This window comes from Agrobacterium sp. RAC06, from assembly GCF_001713475.1.
Taxonomy (GTDB): domain Bacteria; phylum Pseudomonadota; class Alphaproteobacteria; order Rhizobiales; family Rhizobiaceae; genus Allorhizobium.
On the sequence record NZ_CP016499.1, the window covers coordinates 1554320 to 1570007 of the forward strand.

Sequence of the window (15688 nt, forward strand, 5' to 3'; positions counted from 1 at the left end):
AGACGACATGGGAACGGAGCAGTCACAACCGCCCCCGCCAACTCAATGTGCCATGACCCGCCTCAGGATGCGGTCCGCCACGAGCTCGTAATTCTCGTCGAAGTGATGGCCGCCGGGGCGGGCGATGAGTTCGAGGCCATCCGTGACGCGCCCCTCAAGTGCCGGGCAGGCGGTGTCCTGCTCTTCCAGCCCGTAGACGCATTGGATCTTGGCGGTCTCGACTGTCTCGAGGTGATCGACGGGATCGCCGTGCCTGCCTTGACCGGCGGCGCCGAGCCAGCCGGAAACTGCGATTTCGAAATCGGCCTGAAGCGAGAGCGCCAGCAGCGAGAGCAGCGTGACGGAGTTTCGGTCGGGCTCGGGCAACAGGCCGTAGACACGCGGCAGGATGTTGGCGCCGAAGGAATAGCCGATCAGCACGACCCTGGAGACACCCAGCCGGTTGCGGTAGTGGGCGATGATCCGGGCCAGGTCAGCCGCGGTCTCCTCGGGCGTTTTTTCGCTCCAGAAATAGCGAAGTGCATCGACGCCGATGACGGGCACGCCGTTTGCGTTGAGGCGTGCAGAGATGCGCTGGTCGATCTCGCGCCAGCCGCCATCACCCGAATAGAAGATCGCGACGGTGTCGTGATCTGGCGCAACGATGTCCTCCACCAGCGGCAGGTCGAGTGCGGCGTCAGCGGGTGCAAGGCGGGCGACGAGGGTCGAGGCTTCGGCGGAGAGCATGCGGGCGGGACCGCCCTCCCCCTCACCGATCACCACGTCCGGATGGCTCGCCTTGAGCGATGCCGCATGCTGCCGCGCGCTTGCCTGCGCCGCTGGCGAAAAGGCGATACGGACGGGATTCGGCAGTTTCCCGGCTGTCAGACCATAGGCGGTGCCATGCTGTGTGTCGCGGCGTGGGGCGGACGTGCAGAGTGGTTTTGGAAGGGACACGGCCTCGGTCGGATCGACTGCCACCGTCTCGCCAATGGTTTCGGCGAAACTGCCATTGGGTGTCTGGGCCGCCATGGCGAGCACCAGTGCGCCCCCTTCGCCAAAGCCCAGCAATCGTGGTGGGCGATAGAACACAGCAGTATGGCTGCGGTGCAATTGGCGGGTCAGGCGCTCGATGTCGGCTGGGAGGAAAAGACAGTCGCGCTCGGTCTCGCGCGACAGTGCAGCGCGCCAGACATTGAGGTCGACGCCAACGCCGATCGCGCCGCCCAAAACAGCCGTTTCCAGCGCCGCCTGCTCGACAGCGTCCCAACCATTCACATCAGAGACGATGATCACGACACCGGTCATGCTGCCATCATCGGGCACCGAGATGCGGTCCTGTGGCAGACTGACGATGCCGTCACCGCTGGCGGCGGCAGGAGCGGCGGAAACCTGCACCGATACGGCGAGGCAGGCCATGAGGAGCATCGCCCGCAGCCTGTGCGGCAGTTGCCTGTGCCGCATACCGCTGATGTCGACAGCGGTCACCTGCGCGTCAGGCCCTTGAGGCCGCCACCGATGAGCAGGGTGACGTCGAGCAGTGACAGGACGGGCAGGCCCTGGCCGGTCACGACGAGATAACGGGCCTGCCAGTCCGGATCGAACTTCTCCTTGAAGGCGCGCACGCCACGGAAATTGTAGAAGCGCTCGCCGTGTTCGAAGATCTGGCGGGCAACGTGGTTCCAGACGGGGGCGCGACGATTGCCTGACAGACCGGCCAGCGGCGCCATGCCGAGGTTCAGCGTGGCGAAGCCCTCTGCCTTCAGGGTTTCCATGATCTTGACGAAGAGGAGGTCCATCATGCCGCGATGGACACCGGGAACATGGCGCATCAGGTCGATGAAGGCGTCGCCGCTTGACGATGCGGTCATCAGGCTGGCGAAGGCAACGATGCGCCCGTCGAGGCGGATGAGTGCAACGGGGCCGGAGGCGATATAGGCGCGATCGAAGGTGCCGAGCGAGAAGCCCTTCTCGGCAGCCTGGTGGGCAGAGAGCCAGCTGTCGGAGACGGTCTGCAGCTCATCGAGAACTGGCGGCACGGCGTCAGCAGCCAGCATCTCAAAGCGCAAACCGTCGCGTTCGGCGCGGTTGATCGACCGGCGCAGCTTCAGCCAGTCGCCGCCGGCGAGCGTGAAGCGGGAGAGATCGACGACCGCCTGCTCGCCGAGTTTCAACGCCTGCAGCCGCATTTCGACGACGATCGGCAGGAAGTCGGGGGAGACCTGGTAGAAGACCGGGCGGCTTCGACTGCGGCGTGCTTCGGCGATGAACTTTTCGACCAGCGGCGCCCAGAGATGCTTCGGCGCGACGGGATCGAAGAGGGCGACGAGTGAGCGCCCCCGGCGTGCATACATGATGAAGCCCTGGCCGCAATCAGAGAACAGGACACGCTTGTCGCCGAGACGCACGAGACCGGCGCTGGCATTCGCCTGGGCCGGCAGCAGGGAGACGGCGCGGGCGAGATCGTCTTCGACATCCTTCGGTTCACGCCGGCGGCGCGGATTGCGGACGAGGCCGCGCGAGGCGATGACGCCGAGCACCATGGAGAGCCCGAGCGTACCCTCGGTCACGTCGATGCCGTGGCGGGCGAGCACGAGGCCCCAGCCGAATTTCAGCAGGTTCTCTTCAGCCAGGATCGGACCGAGCAGCGCCAGCATGACAAGCGCGCCAAACACGGCGCCGCTGCGGGGCGCCCGCAAGACAAGCTTCGGGATCAGGGAAAGAACGACGAAAGATAGGGGCTTGGCATGACGTGCGGCTTGAGCAGGCGCAGGCGCTTCGGCATCGGACAATGAAGAGGCCATGATTGGAACCAAGTAACGAAGGGGGGATCGAACGCTTATTAGCGCGCATGCATGGACCGAAGCTTGTGACACCCAGGGGTAAACGAGTCGGTAAACCAACGCATAAATTGCGCAAGACACCGAATTTCGTCCATCGTCAACCTGACGAAACGCAAGGCTGACTTGCAAGTCGTGTCTTATGTCTCAGATAGCTGCGCTCAGTGCACCGTCATTGCTGACGCAGAACCCTGGCGGCCAGCGAGAAGGGACTGGAGACGGTCTGGGCGGCGGCATCCAGCACGAAGGCACCGGCATCTCCGAGCGTTGCACTCGAGGTCGGTTTGCCCAAGGTCGCAGCCAGTTGCTTCACGTCGAAGAAGCGGTTGTGATTGGTGGCGTCGATCGACTCGAGTGACGAGATATCGATGATTGTCACGCCATAACGCTTGGCCGCCTCTGCCACTTCCGGATTGCGCGCATCCAGTGCTCCGACACGCTGGGTACCGGCGCCGAGAATGCTCGAGACTTGTAGCGCCCGGTCGTCCGGCGAGACGAGGATGGTGATCGGAATGCGCATGCGACCGATGACATCGAGCTGGGCCGTGAAGACGTCTCCATCAATGTCGGGTGCAGCCATGATGACCCTCAGCCGATCGAGGACGTCACACTTGCCCTGCAGTCTCAACTGGCGCAGCGCCTCGACCGTCAGCCAGCCGCCCATCGAATGGGCAAAGACATCGACCGCACCCTTGCGCGCCCGCACCATGTCGGTCAGCAGGTCGGCAAGCGCATCGCGGGAATAGGTGGCGGCTTCCTTGTCGGCGACATAGGCCGGCAGAGCGGCAAGCGAAGGCCAGGAGAACAGGACCGGTGTGCCGTCGAAATTGCTGTCCGTCTTCAGCTGCGCCAGACGGAACAATGCTTCCTGGAAATTGTAGTTGTAGCCATGCACAAAGACGACCGGCGTGGCGGCCTCGCGGGCGCGGATCGCCTGCAGGAGGCCTGGGCGATCCAGCACGGACTGCGAAACGACCGCGAAGTCGGTCCTTGGATCGACCTTTCGGCCGGGCTTCGGCCATTCGATATTGGCCGGCTTGTGATTTGGCGGGATGGAAACGGCGAAGCTCGCATAATTGGGCTCCCGGGTCTTGGTCGTCGTGAAGACGTTCTCGCCGGGTTCCGCGCGATCGCGTGTCGTCACCGTATAGAGCGTTTCGACCCGCGTAGGCTTGTAGTCACCGAGCGCTACCGTCCCCAGCGTCTCAGGGCCCGGTCGACCGGCACAGGAGGCCAAGCCCGTTGCCGAAAGCAGGCAGAGTGCCACGAAGGCCGCGCGCGACCGACGATAGGGGCCGAAGGAAAGAAGACGCATCCGGGATCATCCTTGCAGATCGACAATCGCCCGCCTCGTGTCGTCATGACCGGGCCGGAGCGGCGAGCTATAACCGGAGACGAGGATGGAGCCAAGGCCCGGCAGCCGGCCCGTCGTCGCGATCGCGGCACGGGGCCGCGACGCGCGGCTTTGCACCGCGCCATGCATACTAATCTGGTTATGATTTCCGGCCACATAATTATTTGCGTGCCCGCATCCCATCTGTAATCATAACTTACAAGGAAGAGTTTGCCGGATGGGAGTGAGGAACCGGGCGACGCGATCTTTACATGACTTTCGTCGTGTTTTCTGATTGCTCTGTTGCCTCGAGCCGGTCGATTTTTCCAGATCAACAAGACATGGGAGGAAATCATGTTGCGCCAGTTTCTTATCGCCGGATTGTCCGGTGCCGCATTGTCGATGATGGCGTCCGCCAGCTTCGCCGCAGACGTTACCCTCAAGCTTCACCAGATGTTGCCGCCACAGGCGACGATCCCTGCCAAGGTACTGCAGCCCTGGGCGGAAAAGATTCAGGCTGATTCCGGCGGCCGCATCGCCGTCGAGCTCTACCCGGCCATGCAGCTGGGCGGCAAGCCGGCTGACCTGGTGGATCAGGTCAAGGACGGCGTGGTCGATCTGACCTGGACGCTGTTCGGCTACACGCCCGGCCGTTTCCCGAAGTCGGAAGCGTTTGAGCTTCCCTTCATGGTGACAACAGCGGAGGCCACCTCGGTCGCCTTCCAGGAGTATTATGAGAAGCACCTCAAGGACGAGCTGACCGACTATCACGTGCTGGCGGTCCATACCCATGGTCCGGGCCTCATCCACACCATCGCCTCCAAGCCGGTCGAAAAGCTCGAGGACATGCAGGGGCTGAAGCTGCGCGGCACCTCGAAGGTGATCAACCAGATGCTCGAAGCCATGGGCGCGTCTGCCATCGGCATGCCAGTCACGGCTGTTCCGGAAAGCCTGTCGAAGAGCGTCATCGACGGTTCGGTCGTTCCGTGGGAAGTGACCCCCGCAATCAAGATCGCCGAGCTCGCGCCGAACCATACCGGCTTCTCCGGTCCGAACGGACTTTACACCGGTACCTTCGTGTTCGCGATGAACAAGGACAGCTATGACGCGATGCCGGACGACCTGAAGAAGGTGATCGACGACAATTCCGGCAAGGAACTCGCCCGCCTCTTCGGCCAGGCCATGGACGCAGGCGACATCCGCGGCAAGGAAATTGCCGAGAAGAGCGGCAACAAGATCATCAACCTGGACGAGACCGAGACTGCACGCTGGAAAGCTGCGGGCGAGGCAGTGACCAAGGCGTGGATCGCCGAAATGGACGGCAAGGGTCTCGATGGCACGATGCTCTACAACGACGCCCTTTCGCTTATCCAGGCGAATACCCAATAACCTCCCCGCCTTGTCCGGGCGCTTGTCGGAAGGCGCCCGGACCCTTTGCACGGACTTTCAAAGGACTTTCTGATGGCGACTGCCGTTTCCACCAGCTTCGAACGACTGGAGCGGGCTTGCCATAGCCTGGCCTCCGCCCTCGTTCTGTTCGGCGGCCTCTGTCTCGTGGTTGCCTGTGCGCTGACCGTCGCGTCGATCTTCGGCTCTGTCGCCATCCGCCCCCTGCCCGGTGAAATCGAACTGGTCGAAGCGCTCTGCGGTCTCGCAGTCTTTGCCTTCCTGCCCTTTTGCCAGTTGAAGCGTGGCCATGTGGGCGTCGACATCCTGATTTCCGCCTTCGGACCGAAGGCGATGAACTGGACCCAGCTCATCGGCGACATCATCATCGCCGCGCTGATCGGGCTCGTTACCTGGCGCCATGCTATCGGCACCATGGACAAGTTCGGCAATGGCGAAACCACGCCGCTGCTTCTTCTGCCTGTCTGGTGGGGCTTTGCCATCGCGCTCGCCCTTCTTATCGCCAATCTCCTCGTCTGCCTGTATGTGATCGCTGCCGATATCCGCGACATCCGCCGCGGCAAGACGATCGTCGCTGCGATGGGAGCGCACTGATGAGCAGCATTGAAATCGGCCTCTGGTCTTTCCCCGTCCTCATTCTGCTGATTTTCCTGCGCGTGCCGATCGGCGCCGCCATGCTGGCGACCGGCGTCGTCGGCACCTATCTGGTGCTCGACCGCTGGACGCCGATCATGGCGCAGATGAAGGTTCTGGCCTGGAACACGAACGCGAATTATTCGCTGTCGATCATCCCGCTCTTCCTGCTGATGGGTCAGTTCGCGGCCCGCGGTGGCATGAGCCAGGCCCTGTTCAACGCGGCTGCGGCCTTTGTCGGCCATCGCAAGGGCGGGGTTGCCATGGCGGCGATCGGTGCGTCTGCCGGCTTCGGCTCGATCTGCGGCTCGTCGCTCGCGACCGCTGCGACCATGGCGCAGGTGGCGCTTCCGGAACTGAAGCGCAACGGCTATGCAGGCGGGCTTGCAACCGCGACGCTGGCCGCCGGCGGCACGCTCGGCATTCTCATCCCGCCGTCCGTGGTGCTGGTCATCTATGCAATCCTCGCCGAGCAGAACATCGCCAAGCTCTTCCTCGCCGCCTTCGTGCCGGGGATCATCGCCGCGATCTCCTATCTGGTCGTCATCGCCATCTATGTCCGACTGAAGCCGGAAAGTGCGGGCCAGGCGCCGCGCATTCCGTGGAAGGACCGCGTCCCGGCACTGATTGCCGTCTGGCCGGTCGTCGCAATCTTCTTTGCCGTCGTCGGCGGCATCTATCTCGGCTGGTTTACGCCGACACAGGCCGCCGCCGTGGGTGCCGTTGGTGCCGGCCTGGTCGCCTTTGCCAATGGCGGGCTCGACCGCACGTCGCTGATCGCCTGCTTCAAGGAGACGGCGGTTTCCACCGGCATGATCTTCTTCATCATTCTCGGCGCCTCGGTGTTCAACTCCTTCCTCGCCTTCTCCCGCCTGCCGCAGGTCGGCGCGGAATGGGTGACGGCGCAGGGCTTTGCGCCGATGACGGTACTGATCATCATTCTCCTGCTCTACATCATCTTCGGCTGCATCATGGATTCGCTCTCCATGATCGTGCTCACCATCCCGATCTTCTTCCCGATCGTGACGGCGATGGATTTCGGCATGAGCCCGGAGCACTTCGCCATCTGGTTCGGCATCCTGGTGCTGATGGTGGCCGAGATCGGCATGATCACGCCACCGGTGGGCTTAAATCTTTTCATCATCTCGGCGATGTCGCGCGACGTGCCGATCCGCGAGACCTACAAGGGGATCGTGCCATTCGTCGGGGCTGATATCTTCCGCATCGTGCTTCTGACGGCCTTTCCGATCATCTCGATCTTCCTGGTGTGAGACGGCGGTCAACCGGCTCGGCCCAGGTTTCAGGCTTATCCGAACGGCAGCGCAAACAGGCACGGAAGCCGCCTTCACGGGCGGCTTCCCTCGTTTCGTAGAAGGTGACATTTTCCGGTCGCGCCGGACGCGAGGGGCAAGACGGTCGGCAGAAAATCCCGGTCGAAAGCACGCCATAGACGAAATGGCCGTCCATCGCGGCATCACGGGTGCGGACCGCCTGCCAGCGGGTATCATCTTCGGTCAAATCGGGGTTCATGCGGGGGCGTCCTCTCGGCTACCGGATCCAAGGATCGCGGGAGAAGACCGGAAGGGCCACCCGTTTCCTGTGCCTCGCCGGAGATTTCCTGATGACGCTCACCGACAAAGCAGGCTAGAGCATCTCCGGTGATACGAGATCACCCGAGATGCTCTATCTATTTGTTTTTACGCAGTCCGGACGCAAAACCGCTAACGCACTTTTGCTGGACGTGCTCTATGTGTCAGCTCTTGCGCAACCTGATCCCGAGCCCCATGGAAACCTCGCTCTATCTGCCGGTCAAAGTCTTTCTCGAACAGGCCGGCTATACCGTGAAGGGCGAGATCGGCGGCTGCGATATCGTGGGCCTCAGCGACGAGGACCCGCCCGTGGTGGTCGTCTGCGAGCTGAAGCTCAGCTTCAATCTCGAACTCATCCTGCAGGCAGTCGACCGGGCATCCGTCGCAGACGAGGTGTGGATCGCGGGGCGCGTCTCGGCCAAGGGCAAGGGACGCGAGAGCGACAGACGCTACCGCGATCTTTGCCGCCGGCTCGGGATCGGCATGCTCGGCGTTGCCGACAATGGCACGGTCAATGTCATCGTCGCTTCGGTCACGCCGATGCCGCGGACCAATCCGAAGCGGCGTTCGCGGCTGATGCGCGAACACCAGAAGCGAAAGGGCGATCCAGTCATCGGCGGCAGCACACGCACACCGCAAATGACCGCCTATCGCCAGCAGGCGCTCGCCTGCGCGGCGGCACTTGCCGCAAGTCCGCTGAAGGTGCGTGACATCAGGGCGAGCGTTCCCGAAGCGGGCAAGATCCTGCAGGCGAATGTCTATGGCTGGTTCGAACGGGTCGAGCGCGGCGTCTATGGCTTGACGCCTGCGGGACAAGAGGCGCTGGAGCGGTGGCAGAAGCCGTGACCACACGCCTGCCCTAGAGAAAGCCGATCCAGCGACCGGCGAGGACGGCCGACAGCCAGATTGCCAAAGAGAAGACAGCGCCGAGTTTCAGCAGAAGCGACGCCTCCTCTGCCACGATCATCTCGGCCCAGTCCCGGGAGAGATGAACGGAGACGGCATTCGCGGTTCCGAGCCCGACGAGCAGGAGCTTGATCAGAAAGGCGGTATTGCCGGCATATTCGACCGGACGCACGGAAAAGAGAAGGGACCCCGTCAGCACCGCGCAGCCGAGCGCCACGGCTGCGATGCGGGAGAACAGTTCGGCGCTCTCGGCGAGCGGCAGGCTCTTGAACCGGCCGAGCAGACGCAGATCGAGGATCACGCTCGCCCCGATCAGCATGGCGAGCGACAGGATGTGTGCTGCATTGGCAACGATGTAGAGCACCGGCGACCGGATGAGCGCTTGCGCGACCAGCGACTCGCCGAGGATTGCCAGCCACTCCATGCCGTCAGTTTGTCACGATGCGACTGGGATAGATGTCGTAGTTCTTGCCCTCGACGATGACGCGCACGGCCTTCAGGCGCTTTTCATCCGGATCGAGCGAGCGGTTGCCGCGCACGGTGATCGCATCGCCGACCGTAGCGACACCCTCGACAAAGCCGGAACGCTGGGTCAGGTTCGGATTGCCGAGTTCGATGCGCCAGGGGCCTTCTGCCGTCTCCAGTTCGAGCGTCGGATGCGGCGGGGCAAAGGAGATCGCGGTGATCGTGCCGGTCAGGTCGATCTGGTCGGCCTCGGCCCATGACCAGCCGTGATGGGCCATGGCGGAGCCGGCAAAGAGTGCGGCGCCGGCCAGGCCCGCGAGGGAGAGTGCGCGGTTCATGATCGTTCTCCGGGTTGGGACACAACGTTTAAGAGAGAGTAATGCGCCCGACCGGCATTTCGACGTCACCTTTGCTTGATCGACGGGTGAGGTTTAGGCCGAGGACAAAAGGCGGCCCTTTCGGAACCGCCTTCCTGACCCTTGGGAGGAGACGGCCGTCAGAGGCGGTAGATCTGATCGAAGACACCGCCTTCGCCGAAATGCTGTGCTTGCGCCTTGGCCCAGTCGCCGAAGAGCGGATCGTCGATGGTGACGAGATCAAGCTTGGGCAGGTGGGGGCCGGAGCCTCGGCGACGAGGTCGGGGCGCGAGGGGCGGTAGACGTGCTCTCGAGAGATTTTCCTCCCCTTTCACCCCACCAGGCTGTCACAAAAGGGTGATGATGACAAAAAATAATCGTTGTATGCCATAGTTAAATGACAGTGCATTTGCAGCCTAACCCGCTGTTTTTCCTCACCTCACCCTTCAAGTATCCTCCGTGATACCGGGTACTCTCACCGAACCAATCAGTTCGATTGTGCGCAAAGGGGTATTGATTTCTCCAGCGCCATACGCCAAATACATCTCATCGAACCGAGCAGTTCGATAAAGCAAGGCTCTAAAGGCTTACACACTATGAAGACCATCGCAGCAGCACTCCTGACCACCATCGCAGCCGCTTCGGCCGCTTTCGCGATCGAGCCAGTCCCAGGCTCAATCACCTATGGCGGTGCGCAGCCAAGGCTCGAACAGGCACCCGCCGGTTCGAACTTCTTCCACACCTTCCATCTCAACGGCACGGAAGTCCATGAGATCTACAAGGTGAATGCAGACCGGACCGTCTCCATCGTCTCCCGTTCCATGGCGAACGACTGACGGCACGCAAGACGATCCCCATCACGGGTAGATGCTACCCATCAATACAATCTAGAGCTGAACGCCTGAGGCTAAGCTCAATTCAAGATAAGGAACTATCACCATGAAGACCATCATCTCTGCCGCCCTCATCACCCTCGCAGCCGGCTCGGCCGCTTTCGCTTCCGTCCAGCCGATCCCGGGCTCGATCACCTATGACAACGCCAATGTTCAGCTCGAGAAGGCACCTGTTGGTTCGACCTTGTTCCACACCTTCTCCAACGGCGACGGCCGCGACGTTCGCGAAGTCTACAAGGTCAACGCCGACCAGACGGTAACCCTGGTCGATCGTCAGATCTCCAACGCTTCGTAATCGAAGCGTTCAACCCAACACGCCTCCCAAGACGTGAAGACCTCCAGCGGCAGGCTCGACCCTCTCCACCGCCCCGAGCCGCCGCCCACAAAACGCTACACAAGGAATACGACCATGAAGACCATCATCTCTGCAGCCCTCATCGCCCTCGCTGCCGGCACCTCCGCTTTCGCCTCCGTCCAGCCGATCCCGGGCTCGATCACTTATGACAATGCCAATGTTCAGCTGGAAAAGGCCCCGGCCGGTTCGACCTTCTTCCACAACTTCACTGACGGCAGCGGCCATGACGTCAGCGAAGTCTACAAGGTCAATGCCGACAAGTCGGTGACCCTCGTTAACCGCCAGATCTCCAACGCTTCGTAATCAGCGTCTCCCAGGACGCAAAACCCTTCGGCGGCAGGCTCGGCCCCTCCCCTCTGGCACTGAGCCGCCGCCAACCCAACGCACAAAGGAATATAACCATGAAGACCATCATCTCTGCAGCCCTCATCGCCCTCGCTGCCGGCACCTCCGCTTTCGCCTCCGTCCAGCCGATCCCGGGCTCGATCACCTATGACAACGCCAATGTTCAGCTGGAAAAGGCACCTGTTGGTTCGACCTTCTTCCACACCTTCTCAGACGGCAGTGGTCGTGACGTGAACGAAGTCTATAAGGTCAATGCCGACCAGACGGTGACCCTCGTCACCCGCACAGTTTCCAACGCTTCCTGATTCCAGGGTGCGTGGTGGGCCTCGGGGCATCAGTCCCGGGGCCTTTTTTTGCGTTTATAGGGATGGCGTGAAGGGCCTTCGGCAGTTCCGGTTAGTGGGGAGGTTCGCTGACCTCGCCTGCGGCATCTGCAAGGCTCGTCGAGAGCAGCACGGCCCGGGTTTCATCGGCGACACGCGCGAAGACGCGGCGGATCTCGCAATCGTTTTCGCCGTCGCAATCCTCGCAGCGGCGATAGGCTGTCAGTGACAGGCAGGGCAGAGGTGCCACCGGACCATCGATCAGGCGCAGCACTTCGCCATAGGTGATGTCGTTGGCCGGGCGCAGCAGGAGATAGCCGCCCTGCTTACCACGCCGGCTTTCGACCATGCCGCCGCGTTTCAGGTCGAGCATGATCTGCTCGAGGAATTTCTTCGGGATCTTTTGTTTGTCGGCAATATCAGGGATCTGGATCGGCTCGCCCGGCTCGGCGCGGGCGAGAAGCGTGAGCGCCCTCAGCGCATATTTGGCTTTCTGTGTGATCATCGAGCGTCAAAGTCTGCCAGAACCGGTGCCACAAACATGGGTCCGGCCATAGCGTAATTTGCCATGGCATTCCATGGATCATTTGAGCCCTGCGGCACGAATTGCCGCGATATCGGCGCGCAAGAGAGATATTTGCTCTTTGTCTCCGCCTCGGCGCATGTCGATTTCTGTCCGTCCCCCCGCTCATGCCGGATAATGGCACCACTGAGTAGGGACCCTATGATGACCATCAACACCTCCGCAGATCTGGCCAGGGCACTGGACCAGCAACTCGCATCGGCAGACCTCACCGAACGCCTGCGTATCGTTTCAGCTCTCGATGGCCGTGCCGTCTTCACCACGTCGCTCGGCATCGAGGACCAGGTGATCACGGCGGCGATCGGGCTTGGCCAGCTGCCGATCGATGTCTCGACGCTGGAGACGGGGCGACTTTTCAAGGAGACGGTCGAGTTGATCGCCGAGACTGAAGAGCGCTTCGGGATTTCGATCAAGCGCTTTTATCCGCGCCAGGACGATATCGACGCCTATGCGGCAAAGTATGGGCTGAACGGCTTCTATGAAAGCGTCGAAGCCCGCCACGCCTGCTGTCATGTGCGCAAGCTGGTGCCTTTGGCGGAGGCGCTCACCGGCGCCCGCTTCTGGATCACCGGCTTGCGCCGCTCCCAGTCCGGCAACCGTGCGGCCACGCCCTTTGCCGAATATGACGCCGAGCGCGACCTGATCAAGGTGAACCCGCTGGCCGACTGGTCGCTCGACGACATCAACGCTTACGTCGACACCGAGAGCGTGCCGGTCAATCCGCTGCATGCGCGCGGCTATCCGTCGATCGGCTGCGAGCCCTGCACCCGGGCGATCAAGCCCGGCGAGCCGGAGCGCGCCGGGCGCTGGTGGTGGGAGAATGACGAGAAGCGGGAATGCGGGCTGCACGTTCCGGAGGCGGCAGCGTCTTCGGTGCCGACGCCGGCTTGAACAACTGAATGCCCTTGGATTTGCCCCTCATCCCCCTGCCGGGACCTTCTCCCCGCAGGCGGGGAGAAGGGGATAGCCGCAGACGGCGCCACAAGGCTCTTCTCCCCGTTTACGGGGAGAAGGTGGCGGCAGCTCAGGCGCAACTTGTTGCGCCGGGGATGAGGGGCAACCCCAAAAGACACATGCGGGCGGAAGCTCAAAGGAAGAAAAATGCACGTACACACATCCGAATTTGATCCGCATTCCAAGGATCCCGTCACCAAGCCGCCGCTTGATCCGCATCTGAAGGCGCTGGAGAACGAGGCGATCTACATCTTCCGCGAAGTGGCGGCCGAGTTTGAAAAGCCGGTCATGCTCTATTCGATCGGCAAGGATAGTTCGGTGCTCCTGCACTTGGCGCGCAAGGCCTTCTTCCCCGGCCGCGTGCCCTTCCCGCTGTTGCACATCGACACCGGCTGGAAATTCCCGGAGATGATCGCGTTTCGCGATGCGACGGCGGAAAAGTTCGATCTCGACCTGATCGTGCATACCAATCCGCGCGGCAAGCAAGAGGGCATCGGCCCGTTCAGCCATGGCTCGTCCTATCATACCGACGTGATGAAGACGGAAGCGCTGCGCCAGGCGCTCGATGCCGGCAAGTATGACGCGGCCTTTGGCGGCGCGCGCCGCGACGAGGAAGCGAGCCGCGCCAAGGAGCGCATCTATTCCTTCCGCACGCCCGACCACAAATGGGATCCGCGCAACCAGCGCCCGGAACTCTGGAACATCTATAACGGCATGATCCGCCGCGGTGAAAGCGTGCGCGCCTTCCCGCTGTCGAACTGGACCGAAGTCGACATCTGGCGCTACATCCAGGCCGAAAACATCGAGCTGCCGCCGCTCTACTATGCGAAGAGCCAAAAGTATGTGGAGCGCGACGGCATGCTGATGTGGGCGGAAGATCCCCGCTTCGAGCCGCTGCCGGGCGAACAGATCCAGGAAGGGAACCTACGCTTCCGCACGCTCGGTTGCTGGCCGCTGACCGGCGGCATCCGCTCCAATGCGACCACCCTCGACGAGGTAATCGCCGAACTCGAAATCGCCACCGTCTCCGAACGCCAGGGCCGCGCCATCGACCGCGACCAGTCCGGCTCGATGGAAAAGAAGAAGCGCGAAGGATATTTCTGAGATGATCGCAGCTGCCAATACCGCCCTCGCCTCCGAGGCAACCCAAACCGAAGCCGCACCCGTCATCCGCGACTCGCGTCCCCTTCGCCTGATCACCTGCGGCTCCGTCGATGACGGCAAGTCGACGCTGATCGGTCGCCTGCTCTGGGATACCAAGGCCGTCAAGGAAGACCAGGCGGCGACGCTTCGTCGTGATAGCGGCCAGCAGAACGATCTCGGCCTGCCCGACTTCGCGCTGCTGCTCGACGGTCTGCAGGCGGAGCGCGAACAGGGCATCACCATCGATGTCGCCTATCGCTATTTCGCCACCGACCGCCGCTCCTTCATCGTGGCCGATACCCCCGGCCACGAGCAGTATACCCGCAACATGGCAACCGGCGCCTCGACGGCGGATCTTGCGATCCTTCTGGTTGACGCCCGCGCCGGCCTGCTCGAACAGACCCGCCGCCATGCCACCATCGCCTCGCTGATGGGCATCAAGCAGTTCGTGCTGGCGGTCAACAAGTTCGACCTCGTCTCATACGACAAGGCCGTGTTCGACCAGATCAGCACCGAGTTCAAGGCTCTGGCGCTGACGCTCGGCGTGCGCCAGGTGACCGCGATCCCGATGTCGGCGCTGAAGGGCGAGAACGTCGTCTATTCCGGCCGCTCGGTGATCCCGTGGTATGAAGGCCCGACGCTGGTCGAGACGCTTGAACTCGCCACGTTGCGCTCCGGCCAGTCGACCGGCTTCCGCCTGCCCGTCCAGCGCGTCTCGCGTCCGGGCGAGAGCTTCCGTGGCTATCAGGGCACGGTTGCCGGCGGTGCGGTGAAGCCCGGCGACAGTGTCGCCATCCTTCCATCCGGGCAGATCGCCAACGTCAAGCAGATCGTCACCTTCGACCTCGTGCGCAATGCCGCCGTTTCAGGCGATGCGATCACGCTGGTGCTCGACCGGCAGGTGGACGTGGCGCGTGGCGACATGATCGTTTCGCTCGACGCCCAGCCGCAGACGGGGCTTGCGTTCGACGCACAGATCGTCGCCCTGCAGCCGGATGGCATCGTGCCGGGTAAGCGCTACTGGCTGAAAGCCGGCTCGCGGCGCCAGCGCGTGCAGGTCCAGCCTGTGCAGCAGCTCGACCTCAAGTCCGGCAAGTGGCAGGCGGCCGAGATGCTGCAGATGAACGCGATCGGCAAGGTGCAGCTTGCCTTCGACGAAACCGCGATCTTCGATCCTTACGAGCTCAACCGCGGCACCGGCGCCTTCATCCTGATCGATCCTGATACCAACAACACGGTGGCCGGCGGCATGATTAGCGCCAAGCGCACCGAACTTAGCGGGCTCAACGCCCATGAGGGGCGCGTGATCCTGTCGCTGCCGGCAGATCTTGCAGAACAGCTGCTGGCAACCGAATTGCTCGCCAGCCGCCGCGACGAAGTCGAGACACGCCGTGTCACGACGAGCGCCGCCCGTCAGCTGCTGGATGATATCGACGGTTGATCGGCAGACCAGGCCACAAGGTCGCACCGATACCGAACGGCTCGCCTTGCGCGGGCCGTTTGCGTTTCAAGTCGCGACAACCAGCCCGCTTTCCTTCCTGAAATGCCACGCTAATATGTGCTGCAAATCAGCTAGGGGTGGGC

18 protein-coding genes are annotated in these 15688 nt (G+C 62.5%); 11 read left to right on the forward strand and 7 right to left on the reverse strand.

All coding sequences use genetic code 11. The features are described from left to right. Nucleotides 1–42 precede the first annotated feature (42 nt). The 3 genes from BSY240_RS07580 to BSY240_RS07590 all read right to left on the reverse strand — a co-directional run bounded on the left by BSY240_RS07580 (nt 43) and on the right by BSY240_RS07590 (nt 4134). Complete coding sequence (locus BSY240_RS07580) at nt 43–1467, reverse strand: virulence factor family protein (RefSeq protein WP_236759332.1); 1425 nt, start codon at nt 1465–1467, stop codon at nt 43–45. Beyond that, a complete protein-coding gene (locus tag BSY240_RS07585) occupies nt 1464–2783 on the reverse strand; it encodes a phosphatidylglycerol lysyltransferase domain-containing protein (protein WP_069041895.1) in 1320 nt (439 codons plus the stop codon). The genes BSY240_RS07580 and BSY240_RS07585 overlap by 4 nt, the downstream gene beginning before the upstream one ends. Nucleotides 2784–2991: 208 nt before the next feature. Further along, complete coding sequence (locus BSY240_RS07590; RefSeq protein ID WP_069041896.1) at nt 2992–4134, reverse strand: alpha/beta hydrolase; 1143 nt, start codon at nt 4132–4134, stop codon at nt 2992–2994. A gap of 372 nt (nt 4135–4506) precedes the next feature. On the opposite strand from BSY240_RS07590, the gene BSY240_RS07595 reads away from it, so the two are divergent. From BSY240_RS07595 to BSY240_RS07605, 3 genes are all read left to right on the forward strand, one after another. Continuing rightward, nucleotides 4507–5541: a TRAP transporter substrate-binding protein gene (locus BSY240_RS07595; RefSeq protein WP_069041897.1), complete on the forward strand. Its 1035-nt coding sequence runs from the start codon at nt 4507–4509 to the stop codon at nt 5539–5541. A 72-nt stretch (nt 5542–5613) separates the two neighbouring features. Next, nucleotides 5614–6153: a TRAP transporter small permease gene (locus BSY240_RS07600; RefSeq protein ID WP_069041898.1), complete on the forward strand. Its 540-nt coding sequence runs from the start codon at nt 5614–5616 to the stop codon at nt 6151–6153. Next, entirely contained in the window at nt 6153–7463 is a 1311-nt protein-coding gene (locus BSY240_RS07605) for a TRAP transporter large permease (RefSeq protein ID WP_069041899.1), read from the forward strand. Before BSY240_RS07600 ends, BSY240_RS07605 begins: the two co-directional genes overlap by 1 nt. Here the strand turns inward: BSY240_RS07605 and BSY240_RS07610 are convergent. Further along, complete coding sequence (locus tag BSY240_RS07610) at nt 7441–7722, reverse strand: Ada metal-binding domain-containing protein (RefSeq protein ID WP_069041900.1); 282 nt, start codon at nt 7720–7722, stop codon at nt 7441–7443. The genes BSY240_RS07605 and BSY240_RS07610 overlap by 23 nt on opposite strands. 254 nt (nt 7723–7976) lie before the next feature. Here BSY240_RS07610 and BSY240_RS07615 point away from each other — a divergent pair, with 254 nt between their 5' ends. Then, entirely contained in the window at nt 7977–8627 is a 651-nt protein-coding gene (locus BSY240_RS07615) for a DUF2161 domain-containing phosphodiesterase (RefSeq protein WP_069043883.1), read from the forward strand. 13 nt (nt 8628–8640) lie between these two features. Here BSY240_RS07615 and BSY240_RS07620 read toward each other — a convergent pair whose 3' ends face one another. Then, on the reverse strand, nt 8641–9111 hold the full coding sequence (locus BSY240_RS07620; RefSeq protein ID WP_069041901.1) for a DUF6644 family protein: 471 nt from the start codon (nt 9109–9111) through the stop codon (nt 8641–8643). Between the two features lie 4 nt (nt 9112–9115). Next, nucleotides 9116–9490: a DUF6152 family protein gene (locus BSY240_RS07625; RefSeq protein WP_069041902.1), complete on the reverse strand. Its 375-nt coding sequence runs from the start codon at nt 9488–9490 to the stop codon at nt 9116–9118. Between the two features lie 614 nt (nt 9491–10104). Between BSY240_RS07625 and BSY240_RS07635 the strand changes: the two genes are divergently transcribed. The 4 genes from BSY240_RS07635 (at nt 10105) to BSY240_RS07650 (ending at nt 11406) form a co-directional block, all read left to right on the forward strand. Then, a complete protein-coding gene (locus BSY240_RS07635; RefSeq protein WP_054151765.1) occupies nt 10105–10344 on the forward strand; it encodes a hypothetical protein in 240 nt (79 codons plus the stop codon). Between the two features lie 103 nt (nt 10345–10447). After that, a complete protein-coding gene (locus tag BSY240_RS07640) occupies nt 10448–10696 on the forward strand; it encodes a hypothetical protein (RefSeq protein ID WP_069041172.1) in 249 nt (82 codons plus the stop codon). A gap of 114 nt (nt 10697–10810) precedes the next feature. Further along, nucleotides 10811–11059, forward strand: coding sequence for a hypothetical protein (locus BSY240_RS07645; RefSeq protein ID WP_069041904.1), 249 nt, complete (start codon nt 10811–10813; stop codon nt 11057–11059). 98 nt (nt 11060–11157) lie between these two features. After that, nucleotides 11158–11406: a hypothetical protein gene (locus BSY240_RS07650; protein WP_069041905.1), complete on the forward strand. Its 249-nt coding sequence runs from the start codon at nt 11158–11160 to the stop codon at nt 11404–11406. A gap of 91 nt (nt 11407–11497) precedes the next feature. On the opposite strand, the gene BSY240_RS07655 is transcribed toward BSY240_RS07650, so the two are convergent. Beyond that, nucleotides 11498–11929 (reverse strand): RrF2 family transcriptional regulator, encoded by a 432-nt coding sequence (locus tag BSY240_RS07655; RefSeq protein WP_054150961.1) that lies wholly within the window; start codon nt 11927–11929, stop codon nt 11498–11500. Nucleotides 11930–12151: 222 nt separating this feature from the next. Between BSY240_RS07655 and BSY240_RS07665 the strand changes: the two genes are divergently transcribed. From BSY240_RS07665 to cysN, 3 genes are all read left to right on the forward strand, one after another. Continuing rightward, the gene (locus BSY240_RS07665) at nt 12152–12898 is read left to right on the forward strand and encodes a phosphoadenylyl-sulfate reductase (RefSeq protein WP_069041907.1); all 747 of its coding nucleotides are present in this window, start codon (nt 12152–12154) and stop codon (nt 12896–12898) included. 210 nt (nt 12899–13108) lie between these two features. Further along, nucleotides 13109–14065: a sulfate adenylyltransferase subunit CysD gene (cysD, locus tag BSY240_RS07670; protein ID WP_054150960.1), complete on the forward strand. Its 957-nt coding sequence runs from the start codon at nt 13109–13111 to the stop codon at nt 14063–14065. A 1-nt stretch (nt 14066) separates the two neighbouring features. Then, entirely contained in the window at nt 14067–15545 is a 1479-nt protein-coding gene (cysN, locus tag BSY240_RS07675) for a sulfate adenylyltransferase subunit CysN (RefSeq protein ID WP_069041908.1), read from the forward strand. Nucleotides 15546–15688: the final 143 nt, after the last annotated feature.